At 42.3% G+C, this 16,295-nt stretch carries 15 protein-coding genes; 4 read left to right on the plus strand and 11 right to left on the minus strand.

The genetic code is table 11. The features are described 5' to 3' along the window. Positions 1 to 49: 49 nt before the first annotated feature. A complete protein-coding gene (locus LXF01_RS15900) occupies positions 50 to 415 on the minus strand; it encodes an HPF/RaiA family ribosome-associated protein (RefSeq protein WP_078190593.1) in 366 nt (121 codons plus the stop codon). 495 nt (positions 416 to 910) lie between these two features. Between LXF01_RS15900 and LXF01_RS15905 the strand changes: the two genes are divergently transcribed. Together LXF01_RS15905 and LXF01_RS15910 are read left to right on the plus strand one after the other, a co-directional pair. Continuing rightward, complete coding sequence (locus LXF01_RS15905) at positions 911 to 1,648, plus strand: outer membrane protein OmpK (protein WP_078190594.1); 738 nt, start codon at positions 911 to 913, stop codon at positions 1,646 to 1,648. Positions 1,649 to 1,748: 100 nt separating this feature from the next. Beyond that, on the plus strand, positions 1,749 to 2,249 hold the full coding sequence (locus tag LXF01_RS15910; protein ID WP_233944705.1) for a GNAT family N-acetyltransferase: 501 nt from the start codon (positions 1,749 to 1,751) through the stop codon (positions 2,247 to 2,249). Between the two features lie 17 nt (positions 2,250 to 2,266). On the opposite strand, the gene LXF01_RS15915 is transcribed toward LXF01_RS15910, so the two are convergent. Beyond that, on the minus strand, positions 2,267 to 2,749 hold the full coding sequence (locus tag LXF01_RS15915; RefSeq protein WP_180084449.1) for a DUF1877 family protein: 483 nt from the start codon (positions 2,747 to 2,749) through the stop codon (positions 2,267 to 2,269). 279 nt (positions 2,750 to 3,028) lie between these two features. On the opposite strand from LXF01_RS15915, the gene LXF01_RS15920 reads away from it, so the two are divergent. Beyond that, positions 3,029 to 3,730: a phospholipase D family protein gene (locus LXF01_RS15920; RefSeq protein WP_180041422.1), complete on the plus strand. Its 702-nt coding sequence runs from the start codon at positions 3,029 to 3,031 to the stop codon at positions 3,728 to 3,730. A 101-nt stretch (positions 3,731 to 3,831) separates the two neighbouring features. Here the strand turns inward: LXF01_RS15920 and urtE are convergent, their stop codons facing one another. From urtE to LXF01_RS15955, 7 genes are all read right to left on the minus strand, one after another. Then, positions 3,832 to 4,530 (minus strand): urea ABC transporter ATP-binding subunit UrtE, encoded by a 699-nt coding sequence (gene urtE, locus LXF01_RS15925; RefSeq protein ID WP_233944706.1) that lies wholly within the window; start codon positions 4,528 to 4,530, stop codon positions 3,832 to 3,834. Between the two features lie 10 nt (positions 4,531 to 4,540). Next, positions 4,541 to 5,362, minus strand: a complete 822-nt coding sequence (gene urtD, locus LXF01_RS15930) for an urea ABC transporter ATP-binding protein UrtD (RefSeq protein WP_233944707.1) — start codon at positions 5,360 to 5,362, stop codon at positions 4,541 to 4,543. Next, positions 5,359 to 6,432 carry an urea ABC transporter permease subunit UrtC gene (urtC, locus tag LXF01_RS15935; protein ID WP_233944708.1) on the minus strand — a complete coding sequence of 358 codons (1,074 nt, stop codon included), beginning with the start codon at positions 6,430 to 6,432 and terminating at the stop codon, positions 5,359 to 5,361. The genes urtD and urtC overlap by 4 nt, the downstream gene beginning before the upstream one ends. Positions 6,433 to 6,436: 4 nt before the next feature. After that, positions 6,437 to 8,071 carry an urea ABC transporter permease subunit UrtB gene (gene urtB, locus LXF01_RS15940; RefSeq protein ID WP_233944709.1) on the minus strand — a complete coding sequence of 545 codons (1,635 nt, stop codon included), beginning with the start codon at positions 8,069 to 8,071 and terminating at the stop codon, positions 6,437 to 6,439. A 95-nt stretch (positions 8,072 to 8,166) separates the two neighbouring features. After that, complete coding sequence (gene urtA / locus LXF01_RS15945) at positions 8,167 to 9,453, minus strand: urea ABC transporter substrate-binding protein (protein ID WP_180078537.1); 1,287 nt, start codon at positions 9,451 to 9,453, stop codon at positions 8,167 to 8,169. A 373-nt stretch (positions 9,454 to 9,826) separates the two neighbouring features. Further along, complete coding sequence (parE, locus tag LXF01_RS15950; protein ID WP_180084453.1) at positions 9,827 to 11,707, minus strand: DNA topoisomerase IV subunit B; 1,881 nt, start codon at positions 11,705 to 11,707, stop codon at positions 9,827 to 9,829. A gap of 186 nt (positions 11,708 to 11,893) precedes the next feature. After that, positions 11,894 to 12,493: a YqiA/YcfP family alpha/beta fold hydrolase gene (locus tag LXF01_RS15955; protein WP_233945496.1), complete on the minus strand. Its 600-nt coding sequence runs from the start codon at positions 12,491 to 12,493 to the stop codon at positions 11,894 to 11,896. 243 nt (positions 12,494 to 12,736) lie between these two features. Between LXF01_RS15955 and LXF01_RS15960 the strand changes: the two genes are divergently transcribed. Then, positions 12,737 to 14,068 carry a PGAP1-like alpha/beta domain-containing protein gene (locus LXF01_RS15960; protein WP_180110689.1) on the plus strand — a complete coding sequence of 444 codons (1,332 nt, stop codon included), beginning with the start codon at positions 12,737 to 12,739 and terminating at the stop codon, positions 14,066 to 14,068. A gap of 67 nt (positions 14,069 to 14,135) precedes the next feature. Here the strand turns inward: LXF01_RS15960 and LXF01_RS15965 are convergent, their stop codons facing one another. Both LXF01_RS15965 and gshA read right to left on the minus strand, forming a co-directional pair. After that, positions 14,136 to 14,663 carry a disulfide bond formation protein B gene (locus LXF01_RS15965; protein ID WP_233944710.1) on the minus strand — a complete coding sequence of 176 codons (528 nt, stop codon included), beginning with the start codon at positions 14,661 to 14,663 and terminating at the stop codon, positions 14,136 to 14,138. A 21-nt stretch (positions 14,664 to 14,684) separates the two neighbouring features. Next, a complete protein-coding gene (gshA, locus tag LXF01_RS15970) occupies positions 14,685 to 16,262 on the minus strand; it encodes a glutamate--cysteine ligase (protein WP_180173040.1) in 1,578 nt (525 codons plus the stop codon). Between the last annotated feature and the right edge of the window lie 33 nt (positions 16,263 to 16,295).

A 16,295-nucleotide genomic window follows, 5' to 3' on the forward strand; every position in this document is an offset into this window, starting at 1 on the left:
TACAAAACACACAAAAAAAGCCCCGCAGGGCTTTTTTAAATTTTGAGACTTATTCGTCGTCTACGCTGTCATCTGCTTCAGCAAAAGCAGGTTGTGTACTGCGTGGGTTCTCTTTCTTTTCGAACACATGTTCAAGACTACGTTTAAGTCGATCAATTGCACCGTGAATAGCTGTATCTACATTATGACCACGATGGTTGACCACGACAGGCTTCAAACCAGCAGGACGCGCTTCAATCATACATTTAATGTCGTCGCTACCACCCTTGTCCCCATTTTCATCACTTAAATGCACCGAAAAGTGAGTAATGCGTTCACTATGGCGCTGAAATTCTTCATTAAGTTCTGCACGAACGTATGTAATTAATCGATCACTGTTTATAATGTTTTTATCTGTACGGATTTCTATGTTCATAATATCATCCTCATATCTATCTGTAATATCTATAAATATTTGTGCAAAACTTATTATCTTGGCACGTTACATTTGCTGTAAATGTTACAGCAATGACCATCTTCAACTTTGTATGGAACGTCATCCTCCACATTGAATGATGAACACTTTAGAGTCTGCAGATCCGTGTCCTTATACTTCGAATATCGGTCTTAAGTTAGAATTTTGCAAGTGCTATTTTGATATTTTTTTAATATCCATATAAAAAGTAAGACTTTATTGTAGATTTGCATTGTTTTAATTGATTTGGGTCATATTTTTGTGCATTTCCTCAACGCCCACCTTCTATTTGTACAATTCCACTCCAACTCAAAATCTCGCTTTTACCGTCATTGATCATTCACGGCATATTTCCCCTTCAAATTACAAAACAATTTCCCGTTGAGTAAAATTTGGCTTTATTTTTGCTTAATAATCTGTATGCTTTCAGTGCTTCTCGGGGGGAGATATTTTTTAATGAAACTTACACAAATCGTTGCATCATGTGCATTAGCATCTGCTGCTGCTTTCACTCAAGCTTCACCTATCGTATGGCAAGATTTCAGCTTAACTGGCTTATATGGTGAAAACTATGAAGTTGGTACTGAAGACCGTACAACGATCACAGCCGAATATGCAGCTAAACTGAAATATTCAGATGTATTCTTCTTCGTTGACCAACAATTGGATGGTAACGATGATCAATCAACTTATGCAGAATTAGCGCCACGTTTAAGCTTAGGTGAAGTTTCTGGTAAAGACCTTTCTATGGGTCCAATCAAAGACGTTCTTATTGCAACGACTTGGGAACATAATGCCGGTTACGATCACCACAACTCTGAATTTAACAACTTCTTGTACGGTGTAGGTTTCTCTCTCGATATTCCATATACACAATATGCGAATGTGAACTTCTATAAAGCGGCAAACGACAAAACTAAAGATGATTATCAAATGACAATCACTTATGCCGTGCCGTTCAAATTAGGTTCAGAAGAGTTTTTAGCAGATGCCTTCCTAGACTGGTCTACTGCTGAAGCAGACCATGCAAGTGAATTAAACTGGACATCTCAGTACAAATGGAATGTGGGTAAACACATTTCACCAAAAACTAAATTATATGTTGGTATCGAACATTCAGTTTGGAACAACAAATTTGGTATTAAAGGCGTAGACCAAAACGATGTCAGCGCGTTGGTGAAATACCACTTCTAAGTTCGACTCAGAACGCTATGAAGAAAAAGCAAGGTTCATCACCTTGCTTTTTTTATGCCTAAGTTTTTAAATTGACTTTATTTTTATCAGAAATTTGCGCATGTCTTTTCTCATTCGACCTGCAATTCCACAAGACTTAGCGGCCATTCTCGCAATCTATAATCATGAAGTTCTCAACGGCTTTGCGACATGGAATGATCAAGCCTACAGCCTCGACTCTTTTCAACAGAAATTGCTGGAATTCCAAAAGCAAAATTTTCCATTTGTGGTGATTGAAGATCAGGATCAACAGCAAATCGCCGGTTATGCTGACTATGGTTCTTTCCGTCATTTTGCTGGCTATCGACATACTGTTGAGCATTCTGTCTATATTGACCCAAACTATGCTCGACTGGGTCTCGGTCAGCAATTATTAGAGCACCTAATTCAGCATGCCAAAAGCCAAAATATGCATGTCATGATTGCAGGCATTGATCACGGCAATAGCGCCTCGATTGCCCTGCACAAAAAATTAGGCTTTAAGCAAACAGGTTATGTGCCTGAAGTGGGACAAAAGTTTGGTGAATGGCGTGATCTGGTCCTGATGCAACTTCAGTTATAACCCGTGTTGAGTTGTGTTTATGGTAATTTATCCAAACGAATACCATCTTGAATTACACTCAGCACCGATAAGTTATGACGCACCGCATCACGATAAAGGTCTTGTAACTGTAAAAAAAGCAGTTTTAATTCGGCCAATTTGAGCTCTTGCTCAGGTGCGTTTTCAGCAATCGTGACCAAATAACGTTTTTTGATTTCATCCACGCTTAACTGTTGTAATGCCTGATGGATTTCTGCAACGCGAACTACAGTATTGTAATGCACTGCAAGGCTCAGTCCCGGTCGTCGCTCTGACAATGGATGTTCTGCCTGAATGGCATAATTCAGTGCCGCAGCTGAATCCCTGTTCACGCTTAATAATGGATTCAACTCTTGCCATGCCTCCCCTAAAAAAAAGGAGTGTTGTACAAAGGGTGAATCCAAGACATCTTGAGGGGTTTCTGCTTCTAAAATCAGTGTTTCCAAATCATTCGGTGGGATCAAATATAATATCGCGTCCATATTTTTATCTTCTTGTTATGTATTTAGTTAAGATTAACTTTTATTGAGCAATAATTATACAATTTTTTGTATATCAGCTGACTTATTCAATTCATGCATAGCCCAATCTATTCTTACTGAAATCATAAGTAACTCACTATTACTATGCTTACCGCCAATTCAATTAGACCACTTGCTTTCAAAAAACAAATGCATGTCTAAAGTTTAAAAGCGAATTATTTCAAAGTATGAATTTTATGCGCTAAAATTTAAAATTATCAAAAATAATCAGGGGGATAAATGGCAAAATTCTTAAATACCAGTGGCACTAACTTCTTTCTTGAAGAGTTAATCAAAAATGCCAAAGAACGTTTGATTTTAATCAGCCCCTATTTACGTTTAAATGACCGTATTAAGGAGCTTCTTGAAGATAAAGACCGTATGAAAATTGATATTCGTATTGTCTACGGTAAGAGTGACTTACATCCAGATGAAATAAAATGGATGCAAAAACTGGATTATGTCCGCGTGAGCTTTTGTAAAAATTTGCATGCAAAGTGCTATTTAAATGAAGGTGAATGCATTATTTCAAGTTTAAATCTTTATGAATTTAGCCAAGTAAATAACAATGAAATGGGGATTTTAGTTCGTAAATACGAAGATGATGAAGTCTTTAAAGATGCCTATGAAGAAGCCCAACGTATTATTCGCATCAGCGATGAAGTACGCATTACTTTAGATGAGGTGAAAGCAGAAAAACCTAATATTGAAAAAATTGAAGAAGAATCACTTTTACAATCTAAATTAACCAGTTCAAAACTCGCCGCAAAGCACAAATTAAAAACCCCTGAATTATTAGAACTATTGGTGAGTAAAGGGTTACTTGAAGAAAAAGCAGAAGGTAAGCATACGCTTACAGATTCAGGTAAATTCATTGGAGGAGAATTCAAGCCCAATCAATATGGTGGCTATTTTCTTTGGCCTGAAAACATTGAACTTTAATCCACATAAAAATTTCCTCCCTTTAAGCATTACAGCCGTGAGTAAAATACCTCCCCCCTCTCTTGCCCCAAAATATGGAGCAAAAGAGGGTATTAAACAACCTAAATCGCCACCAGTTCCCGAATGCCTTTTTCGGGCATTTCACTACCGACACCTTGTGCAATCACTTGCCCCCGCGCCATCACGGTATATTCATCTGCCAGTTCTTCTGCAAAATCATAAAACTGTTCAACCAAGACAATCGCCATTTCTCCGCCATCGGCTAACTGACGAATCACACGACCAATATCTTTAATAATCGAGGGCTGAATGCCTTCGGTCGGCTCATCTAAAATCAATACCCGTGGTTCGGAAGCAAGCGCACGGGCAATCGCCAATTGTTGTTGCTGACCACCTGATAAATCTCCACCTCGTCGATGTTTCATTTCATCCAATACGGGGAAAATCTCATAGAGATGTTCTGGCACTTTTCGGGTCTTAGCGCTTTTAAATTTCGCCATGCCAATCAAAATGTTTTCTTCAACGGTCAAGGTCGAGAAAATATCCCGTCCTTGCGGTACATAAGCCAATCCTTCGCGTACACGTTGCTCTGGACTCAGTTTAGAAATATCTTTGCCATCCAGTAAGATCTGCCCAGACTTGATCGGTAACATACCCATTAAACATTTTAATAAGGTGGTTTTACCCACACCATTTCGCCCGAGCACCACCGAACATGCGCCCACAGGAGTGGCAAATGTCACATCTCTTAAAATATGACTGCCGCCATAAAACTGATTGACGTCTTTGACTTCTAACATGGTCTGCTCCTTATCGTCCGAGATATTTTTCAATGACATCTTCATTGGCTTGGACTTCGGCCAATGTACCCTCGGCCAAAATCGCACCTTGCGCCAATACGGTGACTTTTTCACTGATGGTGTCAATAAAGCTCATGTCATGTTCAACCACAACAAGGGTATGGTTCTTTTTCAACTCTAAACACAGCTCTGCAGTGCGCTCTGTTTCAGCATCGGTCATCCCTGCTACAGGTTCATCTAGCAGAATCAACTTTGGACGCTGCATCAGTAGCATGCCTATTTCTAACCACTGCTTTTGACCATGTGACAACAGCCCTGCCGGTTTATGGATCAATTCTTCTAAGCGGATTTGTGCTAAAGATTCGTCCAAGGCATTTTGCGCATCTGGATCAAGCTTGCTGAAAAAACTCTTTTTCACCCGTTTATCTTTCGGTGCTGCCAATAACAGGTTTTCCATCACAGTAAAATTTTCAAATACAGTAGGCTTTTGAAACTTACGACCGATCCCGGCTTCTGCAATTTGCTCCGTGCTCATATTTGCCAAATCATAGGTTTGCCCAAAAAAAGCCGAACCTTCTGTCGGACGAGTTTTCCCTGTAATCACATCCATCAGCGTGGTTTTGCCTGCACCATTAGGACCAATGATGCAGCGCAGCTCACCTTCTTTGATATATAACGACAAATCATTTAATGCACGGAAAGAATCAAACCAAACGCTGACTTTTTCTAAATACAAGGCAATCCCGTGACTGAAATCCGCACCCTGCTCCTTTGGTCGTCCATAACCTTCAGCAGCATGACCGCCATGCGGTTGAACCCATTGATCATTCATTCGCTGCGCTCCTTTTTAAACCGCTCTAATAACCCAATCACACCTTTTGGCAAGAATATCGTTACCACAATAAACAGCGCACCTAAAATCAATAGCCATGCCTCTGGATAAGCCACCGTGAAATAGGTCTTCACCCCATTGATTAAACCTGCACCCAGTATCGGGCCAATCAGCGTACCGCGACCACCTGCAGCCACCCACACCGCCATTTCAATCGAATTGACAGGGTTCATCTCACTCGGGTTAATAATGCCAACTTGGGGTACATACAGAGCGCCTGCAATCCCTGCGATCACGGCAGACAACACCCATGCAGAGAGCTTGTACCATAAGGTGCGGTAACCTAAATATTGCAAACGGTTTTCACTGTCACGAATTGCACCGAGTATACGACCATAGGGTTTATTCATCAGGTGGCGTAAGCCGACAAAACAGACCAGCAAAGTCAGTGCCGTGAGGAAACACAAGGTTGCACGCATTGGTGCAGAGGTAATATCCATACCCAAAATGGTTTTAAAACCGGTAAAGCCGTTGTTACCGCCAAAGCCGGTTTCATTGCGGAAAAATAGTAGCGCAGCGGCAAAGGTCATGGCTTGGGTGATAATTGAAAAATACACGCCTTTAATTTTGGAGCGGAAGGCAAAGAAGCCAAAAATGAAGGCAATCAGTCCTGGGACTAAAACCACCAAAGCCAATGCCCACACGATATGTTCAGTACCCATCCAGTACCACGGTAGCTCGGTCCAACTCAAAAAGCGCATAAAATCGGGTAAGCCATCGCCTGCCGCTTCGCGCATGAGATACATACCGAAGGCATAGCCGCCCAAGGCAAAGTACAGACCATGCCCTAAGCTTAAAATGCCGGCATAGCCCCAAACCAAATCTAAGGCCAATGCCACCAAGGCGAGACACATAATTTTGCCAATGAGCGTGACCCAATACGCTGATAAATGCAGTGCTGAATCGGCGGGCAATACATGTAACCAAGGTAAAATCAGCAAAATGGCAAAGCACACGGCAATCGCCATACCGCTATAGGGTTTATCCGATAATAACGAAGTGATTTTCATGCGCTTACTCCACAAAACGGCCTTTGATGGCAAACAAACCTTGTGGACGTTTTTGAATAAACAAAATCACAAGAACCAGTAGAATAATTTTCGCTAAGACCGCACCCATGCCGATTTCCAGCACTGTGCCACTGACACCTAGACCTAAGGCCGCCAGTACTGCACCCCATACTTGACCAACACCGCCCACCACAACCACCAAAAACGCATCAATAATATAGTTTTGTCCTAAATCAGGACCGACATTGCCGACTTGTGCTAAGGCACAACCTGCCAGACCTGCAAGCCCTGAACCTAAACCAAAAGCCATCATGTCAATGCGGCTAGAACGGATACCCACGGCCTGTGCCATTTGACGGTTTTGCGTCACGGCACGAACAAATAAACCAAAGCGGGTTTTATTCAGCAAGTAAACCAGTAATAGGAGTATCGCAACGGTAAAGCCAATAATGGCAATGCGGTTATAAGGCAGCATCAGGCTCGGTGTCACAGCGATCCCTCCTGACAGCCATGAAATATTCGACACCTCAACGTTCTGCGCACCAAAAACCATGCGCACCAATTGCATCAAAATTAAGCTCACACCAAAGGTGGCTAATAGTGTTTCCAATTGACGGCCATACAAGGGACGAATAACGGCACGTTCAATCAACATGCCAATCAAAGCACTAACAAAAAACGCAGCAGGAATCGCGGCAATCAAGTACCAATCGACATAGCTACTGAGATAACTCTTAAACAGGCTTTGCACCACATAAGTGGTGTAGGCCCCGATCATGATCAGTTCACCATGCGCCATATTAATCACGCCTAGCAGGCCATACGTAATGGCTAAGCCCAACGCCGCCAGCAGTAAAATACTGGCCGTGCTCAGTCCGGAAAAGACATGTCCAGTCCATTCACTGGCCTGAATACGGGTTTTAATATTGCTCTTGGCTTCTGTCAGTGCGGCTTTTAACTCAGGATGCAGATTGGCTTGTTGTAATTCCTGTTCCACCATCGCCAACACATCGGGACGGTTAGAATCTTGCAGCACTTTGGCCGCCTGTATTTTTTGTAATACATCAGGGTTTTGATAATCCAAGCGTGCTTTGAGCTGCGCTAAACGGGCTTTAACTTTGTTATTTTTTTCATTTAAATACAATTGATTAATATTTTTAACATCCAACTCAGCCAAGTTATTTTCTAAAATATCAATTGCATCCAAACGTTGGTTTAAATCATTCGATTGCAGCTTTTCTTTCGCTTGCGCAAAAGTTAAGGCTTTACGAAGGGTATTCACCAAGGTGACTTGAGATAAATCGGCAGGCCAATCCGTCACGATTTGCAAATCTGGATAGCTCAATAATTTTTCTTCAGTTTCTAAAATATAGGTTTGACCGCTTTGACCACTATATAACTGGTCTTTTTCGACCAATGCGGCCAACTGATCTAAGGATTCAATATCGCCCGGCCATTGATTCAGTAAACTACGTCGCTCGGTAAAACTCCCGCGAACAAATTGCTGAATGGCGTCACCTTGCTGCACAGATTGCACCGTAGACACCACATCCGCTGCAGTTTCTGCATGCACGATTTGCAGACAGAATAATTGGCTTAGGAATAGAAAAAGGATCGGGAAATTGCGTAATTTTTTCATCTTATAAGCATCCCTATTGAGTAATAGAACAACCCCATACAGGGATCACATCAAAAAAGGCCTGCTACACAATAGCAACAGGCATTCGAATTGAATTATTTAGGGATGTACGGGCTCCATGGCTCTGCAGCAATGGTTTTTGCGGTTTTGTGCACCACATCAAACTGACCATCGGCACGGATCTGACCAATCATGACTGGTTTATGCAAATGATGGTTCGACGCATCCATTTGCAAGGTATAGCCCGATGGCGCTTTAAATTCTTGGCCGGCCATAGCTTCACGCACTTTATCGACATCTGTGCTTCCTGCTTTTTCTACCGCTTGTTTCCACATATTGATACCGACATAGGTAGCTTCCATCGGGTCATTGGTCACAAATTTATCGGCATTCGGCAGTTTGTACTCCACGGCATACTGCTTCATTTTATTGGTGAATTCAGTATTCACTGGATTTTTCACTGACATGAAGTAGTTCCACGATGCCAAGTGTCCGACCAGCGGCTTGGTGTCGATACCGCGTAATTCCTCTTCACCTACAGAGAACGCCATCACAGGAATATCCGCAGCTTTGATGCCTTGGTTGCCCAATTCACGATAGAACGGCACATTTGAATCGCCGTTAATGGTCGAGATCACAGCAGTCTTTTTCCCTGCTGCAAACTTCTTCACATTGCCCACAATGGTTTGATAGTTGCTATGACCAAATGGCGTGTATTCTTCCATGATGTCTGCATCGGCAATGCCTTTCGACTTCAAGAATGCACGTAAGATTTTGTTGGTAGTGCGTGGGTAAACATAGTCTGTGCCCAACAGTACAAAGCGTTCTGCCTTACCGCCCTCTTCACTCATCAGGTATTCAACAGCAGGAATCGCTTGCTGATTCGGTGCAGCGCCTGTGTAGAAAATATTTTTAGACTGTTCCTGACCTTCATACTGAACAGGGTAGAACAATAAGCCATTTAATTCTTCAACCACGGGTAAAACCGACTTACGAGATACCGACGTCCAGCAACCAAAAATCACGGCTACTTTGTCTTGGGTAATCAACTGACGGGTTTTTTCCGCAAATAGTGGCCAGTCCGATGCAGGGTCAACCACCACAGGTTCTAGTTTTTTACCCAATACCCCGCCATTGGCATTAATTTCATTAATCGCCATCAAGGCCGTATCTTTAAGAGAAGTTTCTGAAATCGCCATCGTGCCTGACAGCGAATGTAAGATCCCAACTTTAATGGTGTCACCACTTGCTGCAGCGGCTTTTGGTTCAGATGCAGCGCTTTCTGTTTTTTCTTCTGCAGGTTTTGAACAGCCCGTTAAAGCAATCGCCCCAGTCATCGTTGCCGCTAAAATACTTTTAGCAAATACATTGCGTTGAAACATTATTCACACTCCCAACCTAAGCTTGTAAGTCACATTTTTAAAATGCATTTGTTGTCTTTCATCACAACAGAGCAATTCAATAACTGTGCCAAGCCTTATTTTTTATTTTGATTGAGTGCTTTTATTTATTTTTAAATATTATTTTTCATATAGTTATAACAAAAAACTTTGCTTGTAATTTTTTATGGTTCGATCCAAACACCGTAAAATCACCGCAAAGATGCATACAAACTTGTATCCAACATTTGACCTATAATTGAACAATTTTGCGACGTTTTTCAAAAAACACGGTGTTTTAGCACACAAATCATGCAGCTTTTCCTACATTTGAAGCAAAAAAAAACCACTTGCGTGGTTTTTTCTTATTGCACTTTTAAACCGCCAAATCGGCCAAATTACCCTTCTGCTCTAACCAATGTTTACGGTCTGAAGAGCGTTTTTTCGCCAATAATTTGTCGAGTAAACCTGAAGTAAACTGTACGTCATCCAAGTCCAGTTGCACTAAACGACGTGTATCGGGATCCATGGTGGTTTCACGCAGCTGACTCGCGTTCATCTCGCCCAATCCTTTGAATCGAGTAATTTGTGGATTTTTGGTTTTGCATTTTTTCAAAATGCTATTTAATTCTTCCTCATCCAGCGCGTAATGAACGTCTTTATTATCATCAATACGGAACAGTGGTGGCATTGCCACAAACAAATGCCCTTCTTCCACCAAAGTTGGGAAGTGTTTAACGAACAAAGCACAAAGCAACGTCGCAATATGTAGACCGTCTGAATCGGCATCGGCCAAAATACAAATTTTGCCATAACGTAGTTCTGACAAGTCGTCACTGCCCGGATCAACGCCAATGGCAATCGCAATATCGTGTACTTCTTGCGATGCTAAAACTTCATCAGAAGACACTTCCCAAGTATTTAAAATCTTACCGCGGATCGGCATGATCGCTTGGAAGTTCTTATCACGTGCTTGCTTGGCAGAACCACCTGCAGAATCCCCTTCCACAATAAACAGTTCAGATTCTTCTAAGGTATGGCCTACACAGTCCGCCAATTTACCTGGTAAAGCTGGACCTGAAACAATCTTTTTACGTTCAACTTTTTTCGCAGCTTTTAAACGGCGACCGGCCTTGGCAATCACCATTTCTGCCAGTTGCATAGCAATATCGGAGTTTTGATTCAGCCACAGTGCAAAGGCATCTTTGGCAATATTTAACACCACACTAGAGGCTTCACGGCTTGAAAGTCGTTCTTTAGTTTGACCCGAAAATTGTGGCTCTTGGAATTTTAAAGACAGAATAAAGTTGACACCATCCCACACATCTTCGGCAGACAGCTTCATATTACGCGGCAACAAGTTACGTAATTCACAGAACTCACGAATCGCATCTGTCACACCCGAACGTAAACCGTTGACATGTGTACCGCCTTGCGCAGTTGGAATCAAATTGACATAACTTTCTTGAATCTGTTCGCCGCCTTCAACGTTCCAGCAAATGGCAAATTCAGCACTAGCACGTTCAGCTTCACCAGTCGCAACAAATGCAGGAACAGGAACGATGTCACGGTCTTGTAGCTCATCCATCAAATAGTCGACTAGACCATTTTCAAATTGCCATTCGATCTTTTCGTTGTTGATTTGATCGATATAAATAATCTGCAAGCCTGCCGCCAAAACAGCCTTGGCTTTTAAGTTGTGTTTTAAGGCTTTCAGCGCAAATTTAGGCGAATCAAAATATTTGGCTTCAGGCCAAAAATGCACGGTAGTACCCGTTGCACGTTTAGCGCATTTGCCTTCCAACACCTCAAGCGGTGCCACAGGAACGCCATGTTCAAAGGCCATTTTATATAGATTGCCTTGACGCTGAACTTCCACTTCAACACGATCTGACAGTGCGTTCACCACCGAAATACCCACACCGTGTAAACCACCTGAAAATTGGTAGTTATCGGTACTGAACTTACCACCGGCATGTAATTTGGTCAGAATAATTTCAATCCCGCTTTGACCATACTCAGGATGAATATCAACAGGCATACCGCGTCCATTGTCTTCTACCGACAAAGAACCATCTTTATAAACCGTCACAGTAATTTTGTTGGCATGACCTGCAAGCGCTTCATCGACGGAGTTATCTATCACTTCCTGCGCCAAATGGTTTGGTCGTGTAGTGTCTGTATACATACCCGGACGACGACGTACCGGATCTAGGCCAGATAAAACTTCAAGTGATTGAGCCGTATATTGCGTCACGTTGCAAAATTCCCTGCTTTTTGGTTAAAACATTTCTTCAAGCGCTACAGTATATGCTTTTTTATTAAAATGCATATCTCTTGCGATCAGCCGCCATTTTCTTAAACAATTTAAACGTCAAATGATGTCGTAACTGCCTATTTTTGTATGTTGAATCTAGCTTTTCAGCATTTGTATTGGATCATTTTATTTAGGCATATTTTTGACAGCATCAGATAAAAACTGCAAGAGCATCGGTATTTTTTCTGCAAAATCATCCATGTCATGCGTTCCACCCACCTCAGTGATCAGCATAGCCGTGCCGGCTTGAACCGCACTATAAAAACTAGTGGCATCACGATAATCCAAGGTTTCATCACCTTGTTGGAGCAAGACCAACAATTGATCTGCATTTTCAACCTTAGATACAGCCAAAGCCTGCATTTGATTGAGCTGTGCATCATCCAAGCACCACGTTTCAGTCACCTGATAAGGCAATGCCGTGTCGCCAAATAAATCACGAAATAATTGCCATGGATAGACCGCAGGATTGATGAGCACCGCAGGAATTTGATGGCGTGCCATCAACTGCGTCGCATAAAAGCCACCTAAACTGCTACCGACCAAAACCACATTATCCAAACCTTCAATCAGCTCTGACATCTGCTGCATTACCTGTAGCGGTGGCATATTCAAATCTGGCAAATGCACGTGCACACCATTTAAGTCTGCGCAATGGCGCCGCAGTATCTGTCCTTTCACTGAATTTGAGTTACTTTGAAAACCATGCAAATACACAATATTCATCATTTTGATTCCAAATTGATCTTTAAATTGCTTTAAAAGTGGCATATAAGTGCTAACTGCGTCACATTTTCTAAATTTGAATTTTTAGTAAAATTGTCAGACAAAAGGCATTCACCGACAGGTCTGTTATCGGTATTGTAAAAGCTGTTCGTGAGAATTTTATAAAATAAACAATGAAACTTCAGGCTATTCCAGTAATAAATACAATCGAGGGATAGCATTGAATGTAAGGATAGGAACATTATGCCTAGCTTAACACCATTGCATGAAACCTATTGTAAATGGGACCGCACGCCACCCAGTCAAGCAGATGTGCTGGAAGGTTTGGCACAACTCGTGACAATGCGTTTTAGTGATGTCGTGCATGACTTGATCAAAAACATTCAACGTGAAATTTTAATCAGTATTTTTGGAATGAGCGAACAAGGCTCGAAAGCCTTTCATAAGCAGCCGACCATTGCACGGATTTACGAATTTTCTTACAACACTTTTTTCAATTATGGCAATTATTTACTTGCGCCAACGCTGCGTAGCATTATTGAAAAATTCCCACGCTTACACGACAAACCCCTCACGCCGTCTTTACATTTTTTAGTGGGCGCACTGAATGGGGTCTTGGGCGACTATTTACTGAAATATCACAACCCGATGGCCTTACCAATGGTGGTTTACGACCATTATGGTGCGGTACAAAAAGGCGAATTAACCGGACGTATCACCCTGTTGATTCATGGGCTCTGCATGAATCATCTGTCATGGTCGACAGCCAAATATGGCGGCATTGGTGAAAAATTACTTTCTCAACGTGACCATAACACCATGCTGTATTTAAATTACAATACGGGTCGTCGTATCTCGACCAATGGTCGCAGCCTAGCCAATACATTAGAAGATTTGGTCCGTCGCAACCCCGGCATTACCAGTATCGACTTAATTGGTCATAGTATGGGAGGCTTAGTGTCCCGTAGTGCCATTTTTTATGGCAAACAAAATATGTATCAATGGATTCATCAAGTCGAAAATCTAGTCTGCTTGGGCTCACCACATCATGGTGCTGTGCTTGAACGTGTCGGATTTCATCTGCAAGATCAATTGGGGCGCTTCCCTTTGGTCAAAATCGTGGGGCATGTGGTGAATATTCGCAGTAACGGCATTTTAGATTTGCGCTATGGCAGCGTGCGTGATGATGATTGGGAACATAATGATGTCCGTATTGGACTCATGGACGACAACCGTAAACCAGCCCCGATTCCATCGCATATCAATACCTACCTCGTGGCAGGGACCATTGAATATGAACATCGTCGCAATAAAACGCGACATGTGATTGGAGATTATTTGGTCAGTGTGAAAAGTGCGTTAGGAGAACACCCAAATGCACGGTATCAACTGAAAGTGCCAGATTCACATAAAGCAATTTTTTATGGCTTGAACCATTTTGAAATTCAGCATCATCCGCAAGTGGCTGAGCAAATCGTGCATTGGTTCTATCCAAATAATGACGATAAAGCTTGTGATCATATCTATGAATTTATGATGGACTTGGAAAGTGTGGAAGGCATTGCCCTAACCTAACGTACCCCCCATTGAGACTCATAAAAAAAAGCCCTCAACTGAGGGCTTTTTTTTATGTATCACTAAATTAAAATTTATCACGTAAACGTGGCACTGGTTTGCTTGTATATTTACGCAATAACTGCCAAAGACTGAGCAAGGTTAATACCGCAAAAAACACCAATGACCAAACCGGTAATGATTGTCCCAAGAAGGTCCAATCCACTTTGGCACATTCACCAGAGCCGGTCAGTACTTGCTCAAAGACTGATTTTAACGGCAGCGTTTCTACCCAATAATCCAGTCCTGGGCCACAGCTCGGTACTTTGTCTGGCGGTAAATTTTGCAGCCAAATATGACGCGCAGCCACCCCAGCAGACCAAAGAATTGATAGTGTCCCCAACAATGCGTAAATGCGTTTACCCCAATTCGATGCTGGATTGTGAATCAATGCAATCAATGAAATGATGCCGAGTCCAATCAAACCAATACGTTGGAATACGCACAACGGACATGGTTCTAAGCCTTGTACATGTTCTAAAAACAGCGCAAAAGACATACCGATCACGCTGGCTAAAAACAACAAACCACTCACGAAGCGGAAACTCCATTTCATGGTAAATCCTCTTAAAATTTTTTATCTAAAGTTTTTCAAATATTCTTCAAAACTCAAGGTACAGTCTTGCTCAAGTTGAGCCTGTTTTTCTAAAGACTGCTCAGCAGCTTGTGCAAAATATGCTGCAATTTCTGGGCTCAAGACATGCTGCTCATACACTTCAGCATGTTGTAAGGCCATAAAGCTACCAAAGCCCCAAGTTCCACCTTGTTCTAAAGTATCGCTAATCATACGTGCCGACAATGTTTCATCGACTTCATCGATGCGTGATTGCATCACAGCCATTGCCTGAGTGTAAATATCTGTATTGTAAGAATCATCTAGCAATTCAGCCAACGGTTGCATCGCAGCAACATGTGTACGACACCATGTTTCAATTGGAATCGCTTGCCCTTGCTGTAAAATCACTGCATTTGGGGCACGACCACGGTTCACTACTTCCGCCTGATTTTTCTCAATTTCATTTTGTTCGGCATCTAACAACGCTGGACTGTTTTGCAATAAACAGTACAAAGCCACCACTTCGAGCAAGCCTGCCGTGTCTTCATTGATCCCAATCGGGCTATAAGGATTGACATCTACCGCGCGTAATTCAACATAACCTACGCCACGATTTTGCAGGGCTTCAGACGGTGTTTCACCATCCTGCGGCACTTGTTTCGGACGAACCAAACTGTAGTACTCATTTTCAATTTGCAACACATGGTCATTAATTTGAATCGGTTCACCGTGTTCATCATTTAAACCTAAATGACTAAATGCGGCATATGGGGTATGCACCGCTTTTTGCAAACCTTCCAAATACGCCTGAATGTCGTTGTAGTGAATCCCTAACTGTTTTTGTGCTGAATTTTGATAGCCAAAATTTCCCATACGCAGTGCCGTCGCATAAGGTAAAAATAGCGTGCCTTTTAAGAGCGGTAACAGCTGATGTTCACGTCCAGTCATAAAACATTTACACACCGACGGGCTCGCTCCAACCAAAAACATCACCAATGGCGTTAAACGAATAAAATTACGGATCAGGCCAAAATAACGATGACTGCGATAATCCTGTAAGCTCAATGCTTTGAGAGCATCGTCAGTTTCGTGTTGTTGTAGTGCTTCAAAGAAATGATCTGGGAAGGATAAATTATAATGCACCCCTGAAATGGTCTGCATCCGGCGACCATAGCGCACCCCTAAACCACGACGGTACAAGGTTTTAAAACGTCCTATATTCGAGCTGCCATATTGCGCTAAACGAATACTGTCTTCGTCTTTATCCAACATGCATGGCATCGACAACGGCCAAAGTTTTTCACCATGTTCCAAATGCGTATGCGCAACAGCATGTATATCTTGCAGATAGTTCAACGCCTCTGTAATGGTTTCTTTTGGCGGCGTGATAAATTCCATCAAAGCTTCAGAATAGTCTGTCGTGATATGCGGATGAGTCAAAGCCGCACCCAAAGCTTGGGGATGGTCGGCCTGAGACAAGAAACCGTTGCTTTGCATACGCAAGCTTTCACGCTCAATACCGCGCAACATTCCTTTAATCAGCGAAGAATCTACCCAAGTCGGTAAAATGTCTTGAGAGGTCGATTCGGGTTGACTCATTGCTATCTCGCTTAAATGGAAGAAACTACTAAA

This window comes from Acinetobacter sp. SH20PTE14 (assembly GCF_021391555.1).
GTDB classification, from domain to species: Bacteria; Pseudomonadota; Gammaproteobacteria; order Pseudomonadales; family Moraxellaceae; genus Acinetobacter; species Acinetobacter amyesii.

Excerpts from the sequence above, each read along its gene's own strand:
- LXF01_RS15900 (WP_078190593.1), bottom strand. The coding sequence starts at position 415 with ATGAACATAGAAATCCGTACAGATAAAAACATTATAAACAGTGATCGA.
- LXF01_RS15905 (WP_078190594.1), top strand. The coding sequence starts at position 911 with ATGAAACTTACACAAATCGTTGCATCATGTGCATTAGCATCTGCTGCT.
- LXF01_RS15910 (WP_233944705.1), top strand. The coding sequence starts at position 1,749 with ATGTCTTTTCTCATTCGACCTGCAATTCCACAAGACTTAGCGGCCATT.
- LXF01_RS15915 (WP_180084449.1), bottom strand. The coding sequence starts at position 2,749 with ATGGACGCGATATTATATTTGATCCCACCGAATGATTTGGAAACACTG.
- LXF01_RS15920 (WP_180041422.1), top strand. The coding sequence starts at position 3,029 with ATGGCAAAATTCTTAAATACCAGTGGCACTAACTTCTTTCTTGAAGAG.
- urtE (WP_233944706.1), bottom strand. The coding sequence starts at position 4,530 with ATGTTAGAAGTCAAAGACGTCAATCAGTTTTATGGCGGCAGTCATATT.
- urtD (WP_233944707.1), bottom strand. The coding sequence starts at position 5,362 with ATGAATGATCAATGGGTTCAACCGCATGGCGGTCATGCTGCTGAAGGT.
- urtC (WP_233944708.1), bottom strand. The coding sequence starts at position 6,432 with ATGAAAATCACTTCGTTATTATCGGATAAACCCTATAGCGGTATGGCG.
- urtB (WP_233944709.1), bottom strand. The coding sequence starts at position 8,071 with ATGAAAAAATTACGCAATTTCCCGATCCTTTTTCTATTCCTAAGCCAA.
- urtA (WP_180078537.1), bottom strand. The coding sequence starts at position 9,453 with ATGTTTCAACGCAATGTATTTGCTAAAAGTATTTTAGCGGCAACGATG.
- LXF01_RS15955 (WP_233945496.1), bottom strand. The coding sequence starts at position 12,493 with ATGAATATTGTGTATTTGCATGGTTTTCAAAGTAACTCAAATTCAGTG.
- LXF01_RS15960 (WP_180110689.1), top strand. The coding sequence starts at position 12,737 with ATGCCTAGCTTAACACCATTGCATGAAACCTATTGTAAATGGGACCGC.
- LXF01_RS15965 (WP_233944710.1), bottom strand. The coding sequence starts at position 14,663 with ATGAAATGGAGTTTCCGCTTCGTGAGTGGTTTGTTGTTTTTAGCCAGC.
- gshA (WP_180173040.1), bottom strand. The coding sequence starts at position 16,262 with ATGAGTCAACCCGAATCGACCTCTCAAGACATTTTACCGACTTGGGTA.